The organism is uncultured Psychrobacter sp., assembly GCF_947488565.1.
Classification (GTDB): Bacteria; Pseudomonadota; Gammaproteobacteria; order Pseudomonadales; family Moraxellaceae; genus Psychrobacter; species Psychrobacter saeujeotis.
Genome location: NZ_CANKZC010000001.1, coordinates 268,817 through 287,806, shown reverse-complemented (window position 1 = coordinate 287,806; position 18,990 = coordinate 268,817). Strand labels below are relative to the sequence as shown.

11 protein-coding genes are annotated in these 18,990 nt (G+C 42.3%); 3 read left to right on the top strand and 8 right to left on the bottom strand.

From position 1 onward, the window contains the following. Positions 1-118: 118 nt before the first annotated feature. Positions 119-3,223, bottom strand: coding sequence for an LPS assembly protein LptD (locus Q0890_RS01055; protein WP_299216369.1), 3,105 nt, complete (start codon positions 3,221-3,223; stop codon positions 119-121). 489 nt (positions 3,224-3,712) lie between these two features. On the opposite strand from Q0890_RS01055, the gene Q0890_RS01050 reads away from it, so the two are divergent. After that, entirely contained in the window at positions 3,713-4,828 is a 1,116-nt protein-coding gene (locus tag Q0890_RS01050) for a phosphotransferase (protein ID WP_299216366.1), read from the top strand. A 56-nt stretch (positions 4,829-4,884) separates the two neighbouring features. After that, on the top strand, positions 4,885-5,613 hold the full coding sequence (murU, locus tag Q0890_RS01045) for an N-acetylmuramate alpha-1-phosphate uridylyltransferase MurU (protein ID WP_299216363.1): 729 nt from the start codon (positions 4,885-4,887) through the stop codon (positions 5,611-5,613). A 79-nt stretch (positions 5,614-5,692) separates the two neighbouring features. Here the strand turns inward: murU and Q0890_RS01040 are convergent, their stop codons facing one another. The 7 genes from Q0890_RS01040 to Q0890_RS01010 all read right to left on the bottom strand — a co-directional run bounded on the left by Q0890_RS01040 (position 5,693) and on the right by Q0890_RS01010 (position 15,137). After that, a complete protein-coding gene (locus Q0890_RS01040) occupies positions 5,693-5,809 on the bottom strand; it encodes a DUF2474 domain-containing protein (RefSeq protein WP_149031854.1) in 117 nt (38 codons plus the stop codon). An 87-nt stretch (positions 5,810-5,896) separates the two neighbouring features. Next, positions 5,897-6,913: a cytochrome d ubiquinol oxidase subunit II gene (cydB, locus tag Q0890_RS01035; RefSeq protein ID WP_299216360.1), complete on the bottom strand. Its 1,017-nt coding sequence runs from the start codon at positions 6,911-6,913 to the stop codon at positions 5,897-5,899. After that, entirely contained in the window at positions 6,913-8,406 is a 1,494-nt protein-coding gene (locus Q0890_RS01030; protein WP_299217973.1) for a cytochrome ubiquinol oxidase subunit I, read from the bottom strand. The genes cydB and Q0890_RS01030 overlap by 1 nt, the downstream gene beginning before the upstream one ends. A gap of 397 nt (positions 8,407-8,803) precedes the next feature. After that, complete coding sequence (locus Q0890_RS01025; protein ID WP_299216357.1) at positions 8,804-11,260, bottom strand: alpha/beta hydrolase; 2,457 nt, start codon at positions 11,258-11,260, stop codon at positions 8,804-8,806. A 335-nt stretch (positions 11,261-11,595) separates the two neighbouring features. Further along, on the bottom strand, positions 11,596-12,705 hold the full coding sequence (locus tag Q0890_RS01020; RefSeq protein ID WP_299216354.1) for a hypothetical protein: 1,110 nt from the start codon (positions 12,703-12,705) through the stop codon (positions 11,596-11,598). 276 nt (positions 12,706-12,981) lie between these two features. After that, entirely contained in the window at positions 12,982-13,620 is a 639-nt protein-coding gene (gene coq7 / locus Q0890_RS01015) for a 2-polyprenyl-3-methyl-6-methoxy-1,4-benzoquinone monooxygenase (RefSeq protein ID WP_299217971.1), read from the bottom strand. 176 nt (positions 13,621-13,796) lie between these two features. Beyond that, positions 13,797-15,137, bottom strand: coding sequence for an MFS transporter (locus Q0890_RS01010; RefSeq protein WP_299216351.1), 1,341 nt, complete (start codon positions 15,135-15,137; stop codon positions 13,797-13,799). A gap of 345 nt (positions 15,138-15,482) precedes the next feature. Between Q0890_RS01010 and Q0890_RS01005 the strand changes: the two genes are divergently transcribed. Then, a complete protein-coding gene (locus tag Q0890_RS01005) occupies positions 15,483-18,908 on the top strand; it encodes an autotransporter assembly complex family protein (RefSeq protein WP_299216348.1) in 3,426 nt (1,141 codons plus the stop codon). Positions 18,909-18,990 lie beyond the last annotated feature (82 nt).

The window sequence follows — 18,990 nt, the reverse complement described above, 5'->3', positions numbered from 1 at the left end:
ATTTTGCTCACAATATTATTCTGTGATTATTCACACTTGTTTTTCAACTTGTTATACGGCACAGCTTGCTACATTAACGCTCACATATCTAATTTTGATGAGCTTGTTAAAGTAGCTGTTAGTCTTTCCACGCTGTTTGTACTGGCTCAAAACCTAGGACTTTATCTGCGAGTAAGCGAGTCAGACGACTGCTACTACTGCCAAGCCCGTTCAGTCTGATTTCTGCCATAACCGCTTGTGTAGGTTTTTCTCTAAGGTTTAGATCATTATAGTAGCGACGACCATAAACTGCAAAACCAATACAACAGTCCTCATAGTCAATACCAACGAGAGCGTCCAACATTTTATCGCTGCGATAATCGTACTGACCTTGAGCAAGCACACGCCAGCTATTATTGATAGGGAAAATAGCAGACGCTGTAAATGCAGACAATGGCAACTGATCCGTGTTTTCATCACGTTGACGCTTCACAAAACCGACGTTGAATAGGCTATTGTTTGATGGCTGGTAGCGCAATTCTGTCGTAATGTAGTTAATATCATAGCTATTATCTAAAGCGCCACTAACATCAACCCATACATTATTATAAGGTTGAGCGCTAGCATTCCATACCATCCCAGAGGACGACGTGCTAAATACGGGCGTTTGATCGTCGAGATTGACGCGACCATCACCATAGTAGAACTGCTCTGCAATGCTACCATCAAAACGTGTCACGCCCGTTGCATCGATGTAACGATAATTGATACCAGGAGTGATGGCATGCAAGTCCTGCAAGCGGTCATGTCCTAAAAACCAACTGTCCGAAAACAGCTGTTCATAATTGATAGACGCAATACGAGTATTAAAGTTGGGAATATCATTTTGATCTTCAAAAGGCGAGTAAGTGTATTTTAGTCGCGGGCTAAGTAGCTGATATCCACCCATGGTATCGTCAAAAGCGCCAAAGGGTGAGCCTGCACGATAAAGGTGCAATCCAGCATCAATACTGGCCTGCGGCACAAAGACCGATTGACTACCATCTTCTTTATTTAGTTGGTTGTCTTCTAAGCTGTCTTGATCATAAGAGGTATATAAGTGCTGCAAACTAAGCTTTGGTTTTACATAACCCCATGCCGCTTCAATTGGATAAGTGGTACTTAATTTATTATAGACACGTATACCGCTTTTTTCGTCTTCAGAGCCATCATCGATGGATTTTTTGAAATAAGCTGAATCGTGAACGCCTGTAATGTCAAAGGCGTCTAACCAAGGCAGACGATAATTGAGCGTTAACTGCGGCAAGCGTGAGTAAGGTTTGTCTTTGTCTTCTAACGCGTCACCCTCGTTATCAAAAGCATCAAGTGTTTGAAAGGTTTCAAGCTTTAGTTCGCCATTAACGTAATCGTTGTAATAGTTGAGCCTAGCGCGTCTCGGTAAGTTTACTGTACTATCAGACAAACCAAGGGTATCAAAGTCGTTTAAGTAATCTTCATCAGATACATAGCTGTACTTGGCGTCACCACTCAAACGCGGGATGCTACTTGATGACCAGTAGTGATCATAAAAAAAGCTGCTGCGATCCTCGCCATCATATTTTCTATCGTTGGGTAAGTATGAGCCGTTAAATATGCCCTTGCCATAATCTTCAGTTAAGTAACGAAACTCGCCAGATAGCATAGGGTTACGGTTGGTATAGAGATGAGTGTTGAGTGTGGCATCATAGTTAGGCGCTAGATTAAGATAGTAGGGAACATCGATTTCCAGTCCACTTTCGCTACCAATACTTGCGCTCGGTAATAAAAAGCCACTACTACGGCGACTGTCTACAGGGAAGTTGAAGTAAGGCAGGTAAAATACAGGGATATCTGCAATGCGAAAAGTAGTATTGTAAGCCTCGCCGCGCCCAGTCTCAGTATCTAAATCAATACTTTTGGCATCAAACTGCCACTTGCGGTTGGTTGGCGGACAAGTACTAAACATTACCTCATCAAGCTCATACTGAGTATCATTAGGTCGATGCAAACGTTTGGCATAACCATGAGCTTGCAATTCTACGCTAGCAAAGGCGACTTCGTCAGCAGTAGATTGTCCAGTCTCTGTATTATATGCTAGGTTGTCTGCGACCCCAATAAGACCGCCCTTCAAAGACTTATCCATACTGACGTTGTCGCTACTTTGATTATTGCTATTAGAGACTTGGTCAGTAAACATGACTTTGCCTTGAGCGGCAGCAGTGCCATTGGCCAGATCAAGCAACACCTTATCGGCTTCAATATGCTGACTACCTTGGTCAATAATAACATTGCCAGATAGCTCAGCATAATCTACATTATTATAGTACCCATAGTCAGACTCCGAAAACAGAGGCGCTTGGTCATTAGGAATGCCACTAAGGTTGATGTTTTTCTGTCCGCCGGCCTCATTGACTGCACGTTGATAATTGGGGTTGCGCTTAGGACTGACCCATTGACCTTCGCAGCGCTGGGCACTATCTACTGTGTTTGGAAGTAACTTTAATTCTTTGCCTACTTCAGGGATATTTTGAGTCGTGGGTATCGATTTACTTTGAACATCGTCTTGTTCTGTGCTTATAGTTTGTTCAGGATTTATAGTATCGACATTATTGTTTCTTAAGGTTGATGGATCAGTATCAGGAGTCAACTCATAAAACTCTGCTAAACGCATCAAGCTGTCTTGGACGCTCTCATCTTTGATATCGAGACGGCTAGTCTCAATTGCCAGATTCTGTTTTAGAGGTTGATTTGCCTGCACTGTATTTTTTTTATCATTACTATCGTTATTGTCTTGTGACGCTTTAACATCAATACTTGAGCTGTTTGTGGTTTCAGAGATTGTTAAGGTGGCATTATCAGTATTAGACACTGTATTATTGGCAACCAAATCATCACTGGCGTTAAAGTTATTGCTAGAAGCTAGTGGATAGCTGTTGTCATCAGCCTGATGGCTCATTGCAGTATCAGCACTGTGCTTCATGCTCAAAGGATCTACTGTAGTTGCAGCAATATCCGTAGTTGTTGCAGCGCTTAAGCTCTTATTACTGCCGCTGTAGTCTTTGATGGGGGTATTGGCGATACTAGGGCTGTCAGAAATTAGCGGCGCTGCTGCCTGCTTATCATCGTTGTCTATTGTGGCAGCGCTCACAGTTAAGCCAGTTAAGCTGATAGCGCCAAACAAAATCAAACGAATGCTTTGGTAAAGCGGAGAATATAACAAGGGCACACCTATGATTGCAAAGCCTATGGGGTTGCGATATTTGATTCAGTTGTAAATATTAATGTCGTTTTATGTTTAAGCCGAAGTTATAAAAATCAGCCTGCGACAATAAAAGTAAGCTGAGGGTAGTCATATTTTTGACCACTATACGGTAATATGAATTTAAATATACAATCATATTACAACTATTGACGACTTATCATAGTCAAAAAAAACCAAATCAGCTACACTATTCATCAAATTTTCTGACGGAGCAAGACGTTTCTACGGTTACTGCTCAGCACAGCGCCTAAAGCGAGCCTTAAAAATAACCTAAAACGTCCAGCAAATAAAAACAGCCCGTCATTTTAGCAAGTATTCACTTTATTTATTACTAATTTAGTCATTAATACTAGGTATTTTTAACAATTGTATTTTCAACATTATTGTTCTTACAATTATCAAGTACTTAAGCTTATTGACTGTTAACCTGCGATGCCCTTTATGACAGACAATATGACTTTACAGCCCGATACCGATATTAATAACAATACTGATGTCGATAATAGTACTCGTCAGCAGCAATTAGAGAACTGGTTGCAGCAAGTATTTGTAGATCAGACCTTTGTGCTTGACAGCTTACCGGGGGATGCTAGTGCGCGTCAGTACCACCGTATACAGCTGTTTGATAACACTAGTAGCGATGATACCCCGACGGCAAGGTATATCGTTATGGACTCTGCTGATGAGCAAGAAGCAATGCAGCAGTTTGTCAATGTCACTAAGCTGATGACGCCTGCAGTCAATGTACCAGATCTTATTGCTCAAGATATGGCACAAGGGTTTTTGGTCCTGCAAGACTTTGGAGCGATTGAGTTTGCGCACTTATTGGTTGATGCGCCAATTGATAAGGTTAATGAGTGCTATCAATTGGCGATGAACACATTGGTTGAGCTACAAAAAACACCTGTGCAGATAGCTTGCGTAGAGCATGAACTACCAGATTATGATAGTGCAATGCTCAATCGAGAAATGGATTTGTTCCGTGATTGGTTCATACCTTATATTGGTGTCAGCCTTGATGAGAAATTATGGGAAAATCTAAAATCTGCCCTAATCAATGATATTTTGACCCAACCACAGGTGGTTGTTCATCGTGATTATCACAGTCGAAACTTAATGCAAGATCAAGCAGATCATTCGCGTTTAGGCGTCATTGATTTTCAAGATGCTGTCATCGGTGCCTATACTTATGATTTGGTATCGTTAGTACGTGATGCTTATGTAGAGTGGCCAGAAAATCAAGTGTCAAGTTGGGTCTATGATTTTTGGCAATTGCAACAGCAAGCAATGCTACCGACAGCGAACAGTGCTGAGCAGTTTGAACATGACCTAAATGTAATGGGTGTACAACGACATCTAAAAGTATTGGGCATTTTTATTCGGTTGTCTGAGCGCGATGGTAAAAACCGCTATTTAGCTGATATTCCAAAAGTCATGCGCGATCTTGTCTTTGAGTTAGACTGGCTGGCTGAGCAAGGCAGTGATGCTATGAAGCAAGCTATATTACCCTTTAATCAATGGCTAAAAAATAGCGTATTACCTGCTTATCAAAATAAGTTTGCATCGTAATAGGTGTTGATGAATTAATTCGATTATTAAAATAATAATGTTAATAAGGAGCGTGCATGTCTGTTATAACCCAAGCGATGATTTTGGCAGCTGGTAAGGGGACACGTCTGCGTCCATTGACTCTTGAGACCCCAAAACCGTTAGTTGAAGTAGGTGGACAGCCGCTGATTGTCTGGCATATAAAGGCATTACAAGCCGCGGGCATCATTGATATTACTATCAATGTCTCGTGGCTTGCTGACAAGCTAATGAATACCCTAGGCGATGGGTCGCAATATGGGGTGAATTTGCATTGGTCGGTTGAAGATGATGAGCCTTTAGAGACCGCAGGCGGCATTTTTCAAGCGTTACAAACGGGTAAATTACGAGATGAGCCTTTTCTTCTAGTCAACTCTGATGTCTGGACGACCTATGAATTTGCGCAATTGCAAGATTATACGCTGAGTGCCGATCAGCGCGCACATCTATTATTAATCGATAATCCAGAGCATAATAATGGCGGTGACTTTGCTATTAATAATGGGCTTGCCAGTGAGACTCCAATTGGTGAGGCAGACAAGTATACTTTTGCTGGTATTAGCGTAATGTCCCCCAGTTTGGTTGATGGCTTGGTCGCAGGACAACCGGCAGCACTAGCACCACTACTCAAGCAAGCGATGCTTAAGTTTCAGATTACCGCTGAGGTTATCACTGATAATTGGATAGACGTCGGCACACCAGAGCGCTTAGAGCAGATAAATGACTTTATTAACAGTAAAGGCGCTGATAATCATTGCGGTGTTTGATTAATAAAAAAACTGGATACATAAAAAAGCAGCGCTGATCATAAGATTAGCGCTGTTTTTTTATTATTTAGATAATAGTTTAAACGCCCATTGCCAATTTGATTAATTGAGCAATAGTGAAGATAACTAAAAAACCTGCCAGATATAGACCAATGAACCATGCCCACTGCGATTGTTTTTTACTGAGCTTTTTCATGGGAACCTCCCCATTTGCTTTTTGTTTGTGGCTGGTGTCATTTAACACGGCCGCCACAGTCATTCCAATTTATACCGTTATTAGTCATTAGTACATAGGATTGTGATCAGATTTTCCCTTAAAAGTATAATACGCAAAAGCGGTATAGCTTAAGATAATCGGTAGCATAATAACTGCACCAATCAGCATAAAGGAGAGCGAAGTGTCAGCCGCTGCTGCCTCATAAATCGTCATCTGATACGGGACTATATAAGGGAATATAGCAAAACAAACACCAATATAACCCATTAAAAATAGAGCAACCGTCAATAAAAATGGGCGGTACTCGCGCTCAGTATTTAAGTCTTTACGCATTAAAAAGAATAGCAATACAACAATAAGTGGCATTGGCGCAAGATAGAGCAAGCCTGGGAAGCTAAACCAGCCTTCAAGTGCATCGATATCGGAGAAGAACATAGATACTGTGACGGCAATCATTGCGGCTACTAACGCCATTAACATCCAGCTGGAGACTTTACGCGCCCAGACCTGTAGTTTGTGTTCGGTTTTGATGATAAGCCAAGTAGAACCAAGTAGTGCATAACCAATAATAAGTGCGAACCCGCACATGATTGGGAATGGTGAGAACCAGTCAAAAGGACCGCCCGTATACAAACGATTGCTTGCTTCTAATCCTTGTACCAAGGCACCGAGCATGATCCCTTGAGAGAAAGTGGCAATCACAGAACCTACAAAAAAGAAGGTATCCCAGACATGACGGCGTGAAGAGGCTTTAAAGCGAAACTCAAACGCAACCCCACGCATAATGAGACCAAATAGCATAGCGGTAACGGGCAGATATAGCCCAGTCATAATGATACCGTAAGCGACTGGGAAAGCGGCGAACAAGCCGCCACCGCCCAATACCAACCAAGTCTCATTACCATCCCAAAAGGGCGCAATAGAGTTCATCATCCGGCTACGGTTTTTGTCCGAGCCTGCAAACGGGAATAAAATCCCGCAACCTAAATCAAAGCCATCAAGCAGTACATAAATAAAGACAGAAAGAGCAATGAGCCCGCCCCAAATCAAAGGTAAGTCTAATACATCGCCGTAGTTAAACATTAGCGCAACCCTCCGTCTTTTTCATCATTCGCTGGCGTATCAAGATCTTCTGTATCATCTTTCTTAGTGTTTTCAGAAGGATTACTATCACCACTCAATGTGCGACCTTGCCCTTCGGTAATAGAGTGCTCATAGAAGTTATCATCTGAAGGATCTTCATAAGGTTTTGGTCCTTGAGCAATTAAGCGTAAGATATAAAAACTACCCGCACCAAAAACAAAAATATACAGCACAATAAAGCCAATCAATGTCGTTGCCACTTGTTGGGCGGCAACGGGTGACATACTTTCAGCCGTACGTATCACCTCATATACCGTCCACGGTTGACGGCCTGTTTCAGTCACAAACCAGCCGGCGAGTAGTGCGACAAAACCAAGTGGCGTCATCATCATCCACGCACGGTGGAACCACTTACTCTTAGGATCAAATTGTTGCTTTTTGAAGTATTTGTAGAGACTAAACAATCCTACTAGAACCATCAGCGTGCCAATACCCACCATGACGCGGAATGACCAAAATACAATCGGGACATAAGGTTGATCCTCTGGTGCCCAATTTTTAAGCCCTTTAACTTCACCATCCAACGAGTGAGTCAAAATCAAACCAGATAAATAAGGGATTTTAACTTCATAATGGTTTTTTTGTGCCTCTTGGTCTGGGATGCCAAATAGGACCAATGGCGCCCCGCGCTCATCTTCCCAAAGTCCTTCCATCGCTGCAACTTTAGCAGGTTGGTGCTCAAGCGTATTTAGACCATGCATATCGCCAATCAATACCTGCGCTGGCGCAACAAAAATAGCCATCACCATTGCCATACCTAACATCACGCGACCATGTTTGCGATGTTCAGTATGTTTTTTGGATTGGATATAGTAGGCACCGATACCACCAATCACAAAGGCAGTGGTCAAGAACGCTGCTGTCATCATATGTGCGTAGCGGAACGGGAATGAGGGGTTAAAAATAACCTCAAGCCAGTTGGTCGGATAGAGCAAACCATCAGCGCCAACCATAAAGCCTTGCGGTGTTTGCATAAAGCTGTTGGCCGCCAAAATCCAAAACCCTGAAATGAGCGTACCAACGGCTACAATCGCAGTTGAGGCAAAGTGCATACGCTTGCTCACGCGTCCCCAACCAAACAACATGATACCAAGAAAAGAAGCTTCTAAGAAAAAGGCGGTCAGTACTTCGTAAGCTAGTAGAGGCCCCAAAACGTTGCCAGCTTTGTCTGAAAATACTGCCCAGTTGGTACCAAACTGGTAGGACATGACCACACCCGATACGACACCCATACCAAAAACGACAGCAAATATTTTTACCCAGTGCTTATAAACTTCTGCATAAATAGGCTCGCCTGTTTTTAACCAGCGAAATTCGAGCACAGTTAAAAAGCTGGCAAGTCCGATAGAAAAGGCAGGAAAAACAATATGAAAAGAGATAACAAAAGCAAACTGGATACGTGCTAGCATCAGCGCGTCCATCTGATCGATCATAAACGTAGCGAACATAAACGGTTACCTTTACCTGTTAGCTGACTAGCGATGGCTTCCATGATACGCTCAAGTAACTGTCCGTAATCAGTGGTATAAACGTTACGGGCAATAGCCAAGTGTTATTTAGCTACAAACGACATTTAGCTAAGGACGTTTTATATAAAGATAGTTTATACAAATACTATTTAGCTGTAATAGGTAATCTATATCCTTATAAATTAAAGTCATTTGTCTATGAAATACGTAAATCAATATGTATTAATGTGCATACATTATGCGCCACCCTAGGTACACACGCAAGCTGTGCATAGTAAGCGTTGTTAACCTAATGACTACTCGACCGTCATTAATAGTTGCTGATAATAAAGATATATTTAACAATTATTTATAATGGATGCTATTGCTTCAAATGCTCGTGCAAGATGCGTCTTAATGTCAAAATAGTTTGCGGATTGGTTTGGATACTGTGCCCACCGTTGATGACGGTTTCAGAAGCCGCGCCTTTAAGGTGGGCGCTGGTATAAGGCACGATGCCATCGGATAAACGCTCAGTAAGCGCTTGACTAATATCCTCATCCACCATCACCGCTGCGACGAGTGGCGCGCTTGGTATAGAAGATGTATCAGTATCATTGTTTGTATCGGGTTTTATCGCTTGGGATAAGTCTATCCTAGCTCCACCAGGCTGCATCTGTGCCAAACCTTGAGTGATATCTGTATCATTATTGGCAATAATTGAGTGGTAGGTAATGCGCTCATTCATCGTGATATCTTTGGTTAATTGAATAAATGAGGACTTGTTACTCAATTGACTGGCACCGTTTTGTAGATATAATGCCCCTAAAGGGTTTTGTGCCAAATCGCCTTTAATTGCAAGGGTGGCTAAATTGTCAGTGACTGTTTTTATCAAACCTACCGGCAAGTACACAATACGGCGCAAAGCACGGGTAAACCAGCGATCTGCATAGTCAGTGCCTCTAAAGGGCGCGGACAAAAATACAGCAGTATCTACTTGTGGTAGTGCTTGTAACTCGAAACGCGTTTTTAATTGTTGCTCGCCAAAAGATTGTTTAAGAGCGTCACGAATCTTACTTTTTTCACTAATAGAAAGCATGTTTTGGTCATCAAGCCTGTCTATATCGTCCACCAAGTTATCGTCAGACAGCATCATACGAGAAATAAGAGCGCCCATACTATGACTGATAATGACGCTATTTTTACTGGCACGATTTTGTCCGTTAGGGTCTGTTTGCTGATAAGTAGTTTCGAGTAATTTTTGAATCTGATAGCGGTTTTCTAAAATAGGCAGATTGGTCGGATAAAATATTTGCCATACTTGATAGTTGTCACGTAGCTTATCGTCATTGAATATATCGTTAGTTAGGTTGACCCAGGTGGCAGGACTAGAGGCCAAGCCATGTATCATAACGATAACACGCTTATTAGGATCATAAGGCTCAAGCATGAATAGCTTAGGTAGCGTTGCTTCTTGACGCCGCGTCAGTAAGTTTAAATATCCGACACCGTCGAGCTGGTTTTCTGCCAGCCATAGACCATAACCTGCTGAGAAATTGGCAGCAAGCGGATAGTCGTTACCAAGAACATTGACGCTATTACTACGATAAGGATTATATAAGTGAATATTAAGCTCATTACTACTCAGTACGTCAAGTACACTGTCACCTGCGGGCTTAATGAAACCTGTCATCAGTAAATGCCCAGTAGGATAAATACGTGTACTTACTGCGCTATCATCCATGCTGTCATTATTCGTCGTTTTGGATAGTTTACCTGATAGTGAGGATTCTAGTAGCTGACGAATGGTGGTGGTATAACGGTCATCCAATGATGCCACCAAACCAATGCCCAAACCTGGACGCTTGCTGACAGAGTTCAGACCCGATAGACGCAGCTCATAAGTTGAGGTTAAATCGGCAAGGGCAGATGACTGTTTATGAGCATTTTGCAAGTAGGTATTTTCGTTAGGTAGATAGACGTTAAGGTCATAATTATCAACTTCAATATTCATGATTTTGATTTGATCGGTGGGTTTGCCACGTAACGGTGCTCGATTGGCGATTGCCGCTTTATTACCATTATTAATAGTAGTACTGGGTGACAGATAGTTTATTTTTGTACTGCCAATGAGGTTATTTGAGCTGTCTGTTGATCTGTACAGCTGTGTAACGACGCTATTGGTGGCAGCATTATAGATATCTTGGGTTTGGATATCGATATCGGTTGGGATGCGGTTTGGCTGACGCGTGACAGCCTTATCCGAATTAGCCTCTTCAAAATCATGGGCTAAACTGTCATAAAACAGATAAGTATAGCTAAGTTTAATGGCGTCAAAAAGCCGCGCTTGATAGCTATTGACGCAAGTTTCGGTATTTCGCTGTTGGGTATTAGCTTCCTCAGCTGATAAAGGAGCGTTGGCATAATAAGGGTCAAGAGGTGGCCGTGTCAAAGCCTGCTGGCATTCATTTAAATTAGCAAGTTGACGAGCTTTGGCATAGTGAAGCTCAGCGTAGACAGCAAGCGCGGCTCTATAGTGTTCGTCGAGCATGCTATCAGTGAGCTGTGCTAGACATCGATCAAAATACTGTATGCAAGCCTGCTCATTGAGGCCAGCGGACAGTAGTGTTGAGGAAGTAGCGGTACTAAGTTTGTTATCAGTGACGATACTACCACGCTGAGTATTGATGGTTTTTGCCTGAGTTTGTTTATTGACTGAGACTGTACTACAGGCAGGCACTAGCACCAAAGTCGCTGCTAGTGCTACTGGCGCTGTGATAGCCATTGGCTTTTTCTTAATGTAGGCTGCTGTAATCGTAGTAAGAGAGGCAAATGACATGGCAGACCTTAGTAGATAAATTATATAAATATAGATTTTCCATCAGTGCTTTATCAAAAGCACTCATATAGTGTTGAGTCTAGCGCAACTTGTGCGTTTACACTATATGGATTAATGCTTAAATTTTGATTGTTGAACAGTGTGCTTTAAAAAACAATGCTGAAGACAGATAGTCTTCTATAATAGATAGGTCAACCCATAAAAAAGCACGTTCGCTTTATTATTGACATGATATCAATATAAAACAAACGTGCTTAACGGACAGTTAATTATTGAGGCAACGCTTCGATTAACATTATAAGTGAGCGGCATCTCATTCACTTATAGCAATAAACCTAGGTAATAGGGGTATTTGGTTTAACGTCGATGTCAGGTGCAGGCAAATCCCAAATGTAGTATTTACCATCTTCAATCAGCTTAATCTGTTGACGAATGATTGAGTTATCCGGTACTCGTTGTTCAAGACGGCGCAAGCGATCTAAGGCTTCATTACGGCGATCACTCAACAAATCAGACTGCGCTAAGCTTTGTTCAGCTTCGGTATAGCCAAGCTCAACAGCTTTGTCCAGATACTTTTTACCTTCTTTAAACCCGCCACCTTCTGATAGCATCATGCCATACAAAAAGTTGGCTTCTCCACTATCTGGCTTGGCTTTGATAGCGCGATCTACGTATTGACCAGCACGAACTGCATACTCTGAGCCTAAGTCTAGGTTACGACCCATACCGTTAAGTTTGGCAGCACGCAATAGAACATCAAAGGAAGCGTCAGGCTCGCTGGCATAAGGTTCGATCCACTCAGTCAATACTTTGATTTTTTCACGCGTGTAGTGACGTTGTGAGCGGTTGGGGAAGTTTGGTGGATAGTGGCGTGCGTTGGGCGAGACGTCTTCAATAAAGTCATCAAGTAAGCTGACATCCAGCTTGTCTGTACCAAGTCCCGTTTTTTGTGAAATCAATAGTGTTGGGACAAAACTAATATCTGAGATACGAACTTGCGGCGTTGGTATGCCGTTTAGCTGGCCTGCACTGATATCGATACCGGTGCTGGTAATAGGGCCACGTTGATAGACCTGTGTGGTACCAGTAGGTTTCGGTGCTACAGGGACTACAGGCGTATATGGCGTTTGTTGAGTCGATGCAGTTGCGCGGTTTTGCTGAGTAGCATCTTGTTCGGTTGTTTGTTCAGCGGCTTTTGCATCGGATGGACTCGATGGGGCATTACTAGATTGGGCGTTACTGATCGTTGCATTTGGCTGTGCGCGGCGAATAATACGTTTGCTTGAGTCAATGGCGCTAGGTGCATTGGCGCTAACAGCAGGTGCAGCAGCTGTATCAGGCGTTGCCGCTAGCGCAGGTGCTGACAGCATCAAAGTACATGCCGCTGCTAAAGCAGTTAAAGCAGCTGATTTATTATGTTTGATGGGGCTTATGGGTTGGCTCATGGCAATCGTTACCTTGGTTATTGATAAATTATTTTTGATAAGTAATGTCTATATAATGAACATATATAGTGAATACTGGCTGGTTAAGAACTGTACAAATTTTTTATACCCTATCAAATTAGCATAAATCCTCTCAATAGTAGGATTGTTAAAAACCCTACAGATTAGCTTCAATCATCAAAATCATAAGGGACTTAATATATTAAAACCTTTTATCAAAGTACAGGTTTTAGTGGGCTGCTTTAACGAGAAAGTATATCAGGCAGTATTGCCAAACTATAAATGATAGGCTGTGGCTTTCATACGATTGGCCATCCAGCGCATGGTACGGCGAACAGGGGGAGATAATGCTGCACCGCCACTATTAATCGCCAGCTCTCGATGATGTAGCTCTTCGATATCCATTTGTGCCAGTATAGCGCGTGAACGCTGGTCTTGTACTGGTAGCTGTTCGATATGATCTTGTAAATGCTCACTAACTTGAGCTTCAGTTTCAGCGACAAAGCCTAAGCTAAACTCGTTTGAGATAGCACCAGCAACGGCACCCAAACCAAAAGACATACCATACCACAATGGTGTAAAAATACTGGGATGGCTGCCCAGCTCTTGCAAACGAGTCTCACACCATACTAAGTGATCTACTTCTTCTTCAGCCGATTGCTGCATGGCTTGTCTTACGCCATCATCTTTTGCACTAAACGCTTGCCCGTGATATAGACCTTGCGCGCATACCTCACCAGTATGGTTGATGCGCATAAGACCCGCCACGTGCCGCGATTCTGTAATACTTAGCTCAGGAATCGTGTCATCATTGACTGGTAATGGGCGAGTACTGGGGTTGGAATGTGGAACGACTGCCCGTAGCGCCTTATCAACGCCAAGAAGCAAATTGTCTATCTTAGATAACGAACGCAGTGCCATAATTAGCTCCTGATATAACTTTGTGTCGGTATTGGCTTATGTAAATCGTAAAAATAATCTTCCATCACTATAGCAAACAATCTCAATTATCGGCATCAAAATTCGTGCTATAACATAATTATAATTCAACGAATCCCTTGTGTATTATTGATGAAAACTGCCATGCTACATTAGCTTTCACTGCTGGGTGGTTCATCATAAGTCTGCATAACGGCTTGCCCGACATGCTTGTTAAGCTTGATATATAAAAACACACCAAAGATGATATTGAGTAGGCCTGTGACCAAAAATAACTGCGGCAGTGACAGGTTGAGACTGTTTAATACCACAATAGCAAATATAGCCGAGGTAACCATAAATATAGCATTAAAGATATTATTGGCACCTACGATACGTGCACGATGACTTTTGGGCGCATAAGCCTGCATAGAGGCATAGAGGGGCACAATATACAAACCACCACTAAACCCTAAAAAGAATAAATCAGCAAATACCCGTAAGCTACCGCCTCTACCAAATACATCGCTAATCCCTAAGAGTGTGTTCGAACTCAAATCGTTATTTAGCCCTGATAATGAAAAATAAAGGTCAATAGCAAATATACTGAGTCCTGCGATGCCAAAAGGCAACAGTCGCAAGCTCACTTGATTTTTTGTCAAACTTTTACACAGTAAAGAGCCAATAGACACGCCAACAGAGAAGAGAGTCAATAGAAAAATAACGACAGATTCATCACCCTGTAAGATGACTTTGCTAAATTCAGGCGTCTGAGTCAAAAACGTTGCCCCATAAAACCAAAACCAGCTATTACCCAAAATCACAAAGAACAAAAAAGGCAGAGAATATAAGTAACGTACCGTGGCTATGCTGGTGGTAAAAACATTCCAATTAATAGTCAGATTGGGCTGCATCGCTGGCGTCATAGGAATAAAGCGCGCTGCCATGTAGCCCAACAATGCCACAACTACAACCGTTGCACTAATCCAATATAGTGACTGCGGCAGCTGCGTTAATACCCCAGCGACTATCATGCCGAGCAAAATAGCAAGAGAAGTACCCATCTGAAACAAACCATTGGCCCCGACAAGCTCGTCTTTTTGCATTGCTTGTGGCAGATAAGCATATTTAATCGGACCAAAAAAGGTAGAATGCGTACCCATTAAAAACAGCGCTACAAATAGCAGAGCGTACCATTCAAACACAAAACCTATAGCCGCCACTGTCATGATGACCAGCTCAAGCAGCTTAACAAAGCGGGTGAGTTTCGACTTTTCAAACTTATCTGCAATCTGACCTGCCAAGGCAGAAAATAAAAAATAAGGCAAAATAAACAGCATGGCGGCTAAATTATTTAAGATGCTCACTTCCACGCCGATTTGACTGGCGGCAGTATAGGTCAAAACTAAAATCAGTGCTTGCTTAAAAATGTTGTCATTAAAAGCACCCAAAAACTGGGTAAAAAACATAGCGTTAAAGCGACGACGCTTAAATAATTGAAACTGGTTTGCCATGTGGACTCCTACAAGTGGCTAGCGTCTGGTGCATAGAGTGAACTAAATACAGGCAGCATAAGGTATTTGTATGCTATATAATTGTGATTATTATCAAAAACTTATTGAAATATAGGATAGGTTGATGGTTTTTAGACCGTATAATAGCAAGGCTTTGCTATAAATACATGTGCTAGATGCTATGATTTGATAATTAACTAAGCTATGATTTGTAAGCTTGACATAGTGGTGTCAAAGTTGATTACCAGTATCACTAATATTAAATATGATAAGTACATTCACCGGTTAGTGCAGACGGTAGTCATCGTCAGTATAGTATGCCGCGTGAAGTGATAGGAAATAAGTATGATAAGACATCAGCCTTTAACGCAGTCGCGCAGCTATTTTACCCGCTCAACGCTTTTTACCGCGTTAGCAAGTGCGTTAGTCGGCTTTGGTGTGGCAACTCCTGCCTTTGGTGCAGATGACGTTGATACCAGTAGCGAAGCATCAGCCAAGCTTTCAAGCTTGTCCAAATATAATGCACTAATGACTGATCAAGAGACTGAGCTTGATGCAGCTTTAGATGCGCTACGACTAAAAAAAGCAGTAGAGCAAGGTGTCATCGATGAGTCAGTATTAGAAGATTATAGTGAGCAAACGTTAAAAGGCGAGTCAAAAAACTCTCTATCGACCAAACCTATCAACCGTAAGACGACCGACTCAGACAATATTAAAAAAAGCCCAACCAGCACACGTGATGATAATTTATTAGAGCAGGCAGCCACAGTACAGCAGCAAGGCTATCAGATGATGACGCCTGAACAAATTGATCGTGAGCTTGCGGCGGTAGAGGCGCAAAACAATCAAGACAATACGTTAGGCGACAATAGTCAGAACAGTGATGGCGATTTTGATAAACCGGTAGCGACTTTAGATAGCCGTGATACGCCCATCGGCTTGGATCCAAGTCTAGATGCAGCAAGCTTACCAGCACCGACCAATCTTGATACTCTTGGACGACTAGAAAGTAAGGATGAGAATGCTGAATCTGATGAGATTATGTCACGCCCGATTGAGGTTAGTGATGCAGTCAGTAGCAATGGTGTGGATAGTAGCCAACAGAGTCCTGTACAGACGCTTGCGCAGCAAGAACGTGATCCAGTAACAGGTACTGACGATACTATAGCGGATACTAAAGCTGATGCAAGCACGGGTAAGCTGCCTATGGTAGATGAAACGATAGAGCAAACAGAAGCTTTAAACCCTGATGATTACTTACCTGACTATCAAGTAGCAACAGAAACTCAAGCAGTGACCGATAGCATCGTACAAGCATCCAAACCTAGCTCACGGGCACGTAATAGTAGCAATATCGTTAAACGTTTATATAGTCGTTTGTTTAATGGAGGCGCCATGGCTCTACCACATGTAGAAACCAGCGTTTATTTACAGCAGACAGATAGTAGTAGCGCTGAAAATACAAACGATACGCAGCCAAAACTTATCAAAGCTGATGAAGATAGCCAACCGATTAACAATATTAAAGCTGCGCTTGATGATACAACTGTACAATCTGTTGCTGATTTTACCGCAGCTTTACCACGTTTGCGCCAGACTGCTTTAGATGCTGCGCAAGCAGTAGGCTATTACGACGTTACCTTACGTTTACGCCAACCAACCGTTGATACCATTGACGTCATTATTGAAAAACTTGGTGAGCCAGTACGTGTCGATAGCCGCGTCGTAGATATTCGCGGTCAAGGTATTGAGCAGCCTGAGTTTAAAACCCTTGAAACAAGTATGTTACCGCAAGAAGGAGATGTCTTTAATCACCGCGTTTATAAAAACAGTAAGGCGGCACTTGAAGCATTAAGTGATACATATGGTTATTTTGATCAATACTGGTTAAATAAATCAGTTGATATTATCTTGCCAGACAATACAGCTGATGTCTCACTGGTCTATAACACAGGCGATCGTTATCAATTTGATGATGTGGTATTTTTTACCTATGATGAGGAGACAGGAACGCTTACTACCGATCCTGAAAAGCTACCAGTAGAGACCTCATTATTAAAGCAGATGTATGACTTCGAAGCAGGCGATCCGTTCTATCGTCCTGATATCACCAAACTTGGTAATGATTTATCAGCGACTCGTTATTTTAACACCGTCAATGTTGAGACAATATTGCCACCAGATGATATGAGCGAAAACAGTACGTTAGCTTTCGACAATACGTCGATAGCTGCTGATAATGAGGGGGTTATTGATGGCGATGTCGACAGTGCTATTGACGATATCGATGCGTCTAATAATGACAATATTGATGATTCGATAATAAATGCCGACAATACTAAAGCTGCCTCTAACATTGCAGACGATAGTAATGATGTCGATGTCAGTAGTACCGATATTGATGGGGCTGACAAGACTACTGATAACATTGAGACCAACAACGGCGCTACTGTAGATGCAATAGATGTGGCTCCCATCGAATTTGAAGTTGACCAAGAAACACAAGACAAGTTATCGGCTATCAAAAGTAAGGCAGATCGGTTAAGCGGGTTACCAAATGATCGGGTGCTCGACGAAAAAACACAAGAAGCTGATAATCTTTTAGGCAAAATTAGCGACTCTATAAGTAAAGTCGCCAAAAAAATCTTTCCTGATGATGAAGGTGTATTGGACGAAGATTTTGTACCGCCAACCCTTGCAGGACGTAAAACCCCAGCAGAGGTTCAAGAAAGCAAAAAAGTCCCTTTGTATGTTTTTGTCTCTGCTGATAAACCGCGTGATGCACAAGTAGGTATCGGTTATGGTACAGATACGGATGTACGAGCGACTGCCAAAATCGACTATAACTTAATCAATCGCAAAGGCTATCAGGCAGGGGTAGAGACTGAGGTGTCTCGGATCAATAAAAATATCGGTGTCTATGCCAGTCGACCATGGAAGCATCCGCTCAACGACAAGCTAGAGGGACGTCTCACTTATGAAGAGGAGGTGATTGATCAAGGTGAAGGTAACTTTGATTTGTCAACCAAAACCCTAAAAGCTGGATTGGCCCGTAATATTCGCCGTGAAAACGGTTGGAATCGTAGTTACTCTGTACGTTATCGTTTAGATGAGCTGGAGACTGGCGTTGATGATACTGAGTTAGATGATCTACCCATACGTTTTACATCTTCTAAACCTAAGCAAAAGGCACTATTATTTGGGTATGGCGTCAATAAAACGGACGTTGACAGTGTGACCAATCCAACGCGTGGTATACGTCAGTACTATGGTATTGAGGCGGGCGCAGATAAAGCGCTTAGCGATACCGATTTGGCTATAGTTAGTGCAGGTGTCAGTGGTGTCTATAGCTTTGGTGATGACAATAAGCATCAAGTGCTTGGAAGCGTCAATACAGGCTACATATGGGCAGATGACTTTTATGAAGTACCCTATAAATTGCGCTTTTTCGCTGGTGGGGATCAAAGCATTCGTGGCTACGATTATGAAAGCTTGTCTCCGCTAGAAAATGGTTATCTAACTGGTGGACAAATACTAGCAGTCGGTAGTGCTGAGTATAATTATGAATTTATTCCAGGCTTTCGCGGTGCAGTATTTACCGATGTGGGTAATGCTTATGACAAAGATTTTGAGACTGAAACCAAGGTTGGCGTTGGGGTCGGTGTTCGTTGGGCCTCACCTGTGGGCGTCGTACGCGTAGATGTAGCCGCAGGCGTGACAGAAGATAGTGTTCCAGTTAGACTACACTTCTTTATTGGCTCGCCACTCTAGTAAAAATTATAGACTTGACTATATGTAGATGATTGAGTTTATTAAAGTAGAAAAGTCTTTGAGCCATTTTTATCTATCCTAC

Coding starts and splice junctions, on each gene's coding strand:
- Q0890_RS01050 (WP_299216366.1), top strand. CDS start 3,713: ATGACTTTACAGCCCGATACCGATATTAATAACAATACTGATGTCGAT.
- Q0890_RS01025 (WP_299216357.1), bottom strand. CDS start 11,260: ATGTCATTTGCCTCTCTTACTACGATTACAGCAGCCTACATTAAGAAA.
- Q0890_RS01005 (WP_299216348.1), top strand. CDS start 15,483: ATGATAAGACATCAGCCTTTAACGCAGTCGCGCAGCTATTTTACCCGC.
- cydB (WP_299216360.1), bottom strand. CDS start 6,913: ATGTTTAACTACGGCGATGTATTAGACTTACCTTTGATTTGGGGCGGG.
- murU (WP_299216363.1), top strand. CDS start 4,885: ATGTCTGTTATAACCCAAGCGATGATTTTGGCAGCTGGTAAGGGGACA.
- Q0890_RS01010 (WP_299216351.1), bottom strand. CDS start 15,137: ATGGCAAACCAGTTTCAATTATTTAAGCGTCGTCGCTTTAACGCTATG.
- Q0890_RS01040 (WP_149031854.1), bottom strand. CDS start 5,809: ATGAAAAAGCTCAGTAAAAAACAATCGCAGTGGGCATGGTTCATTGGT.
- Q0890_RS01030 (WP_299217973.1), bottom strand. CDS start 8,406: ATGATCGATCAGATGGACGCGCTGATGCTAGCACGTATCCAGTTTGCT.
- Q0890_RS01020 (WP_299216354.1), bottom strand. CDS start 12,705: ATGAGCCAACCCATAAGCCCCATCAAACATAATAAATCAGCTGCTTTA.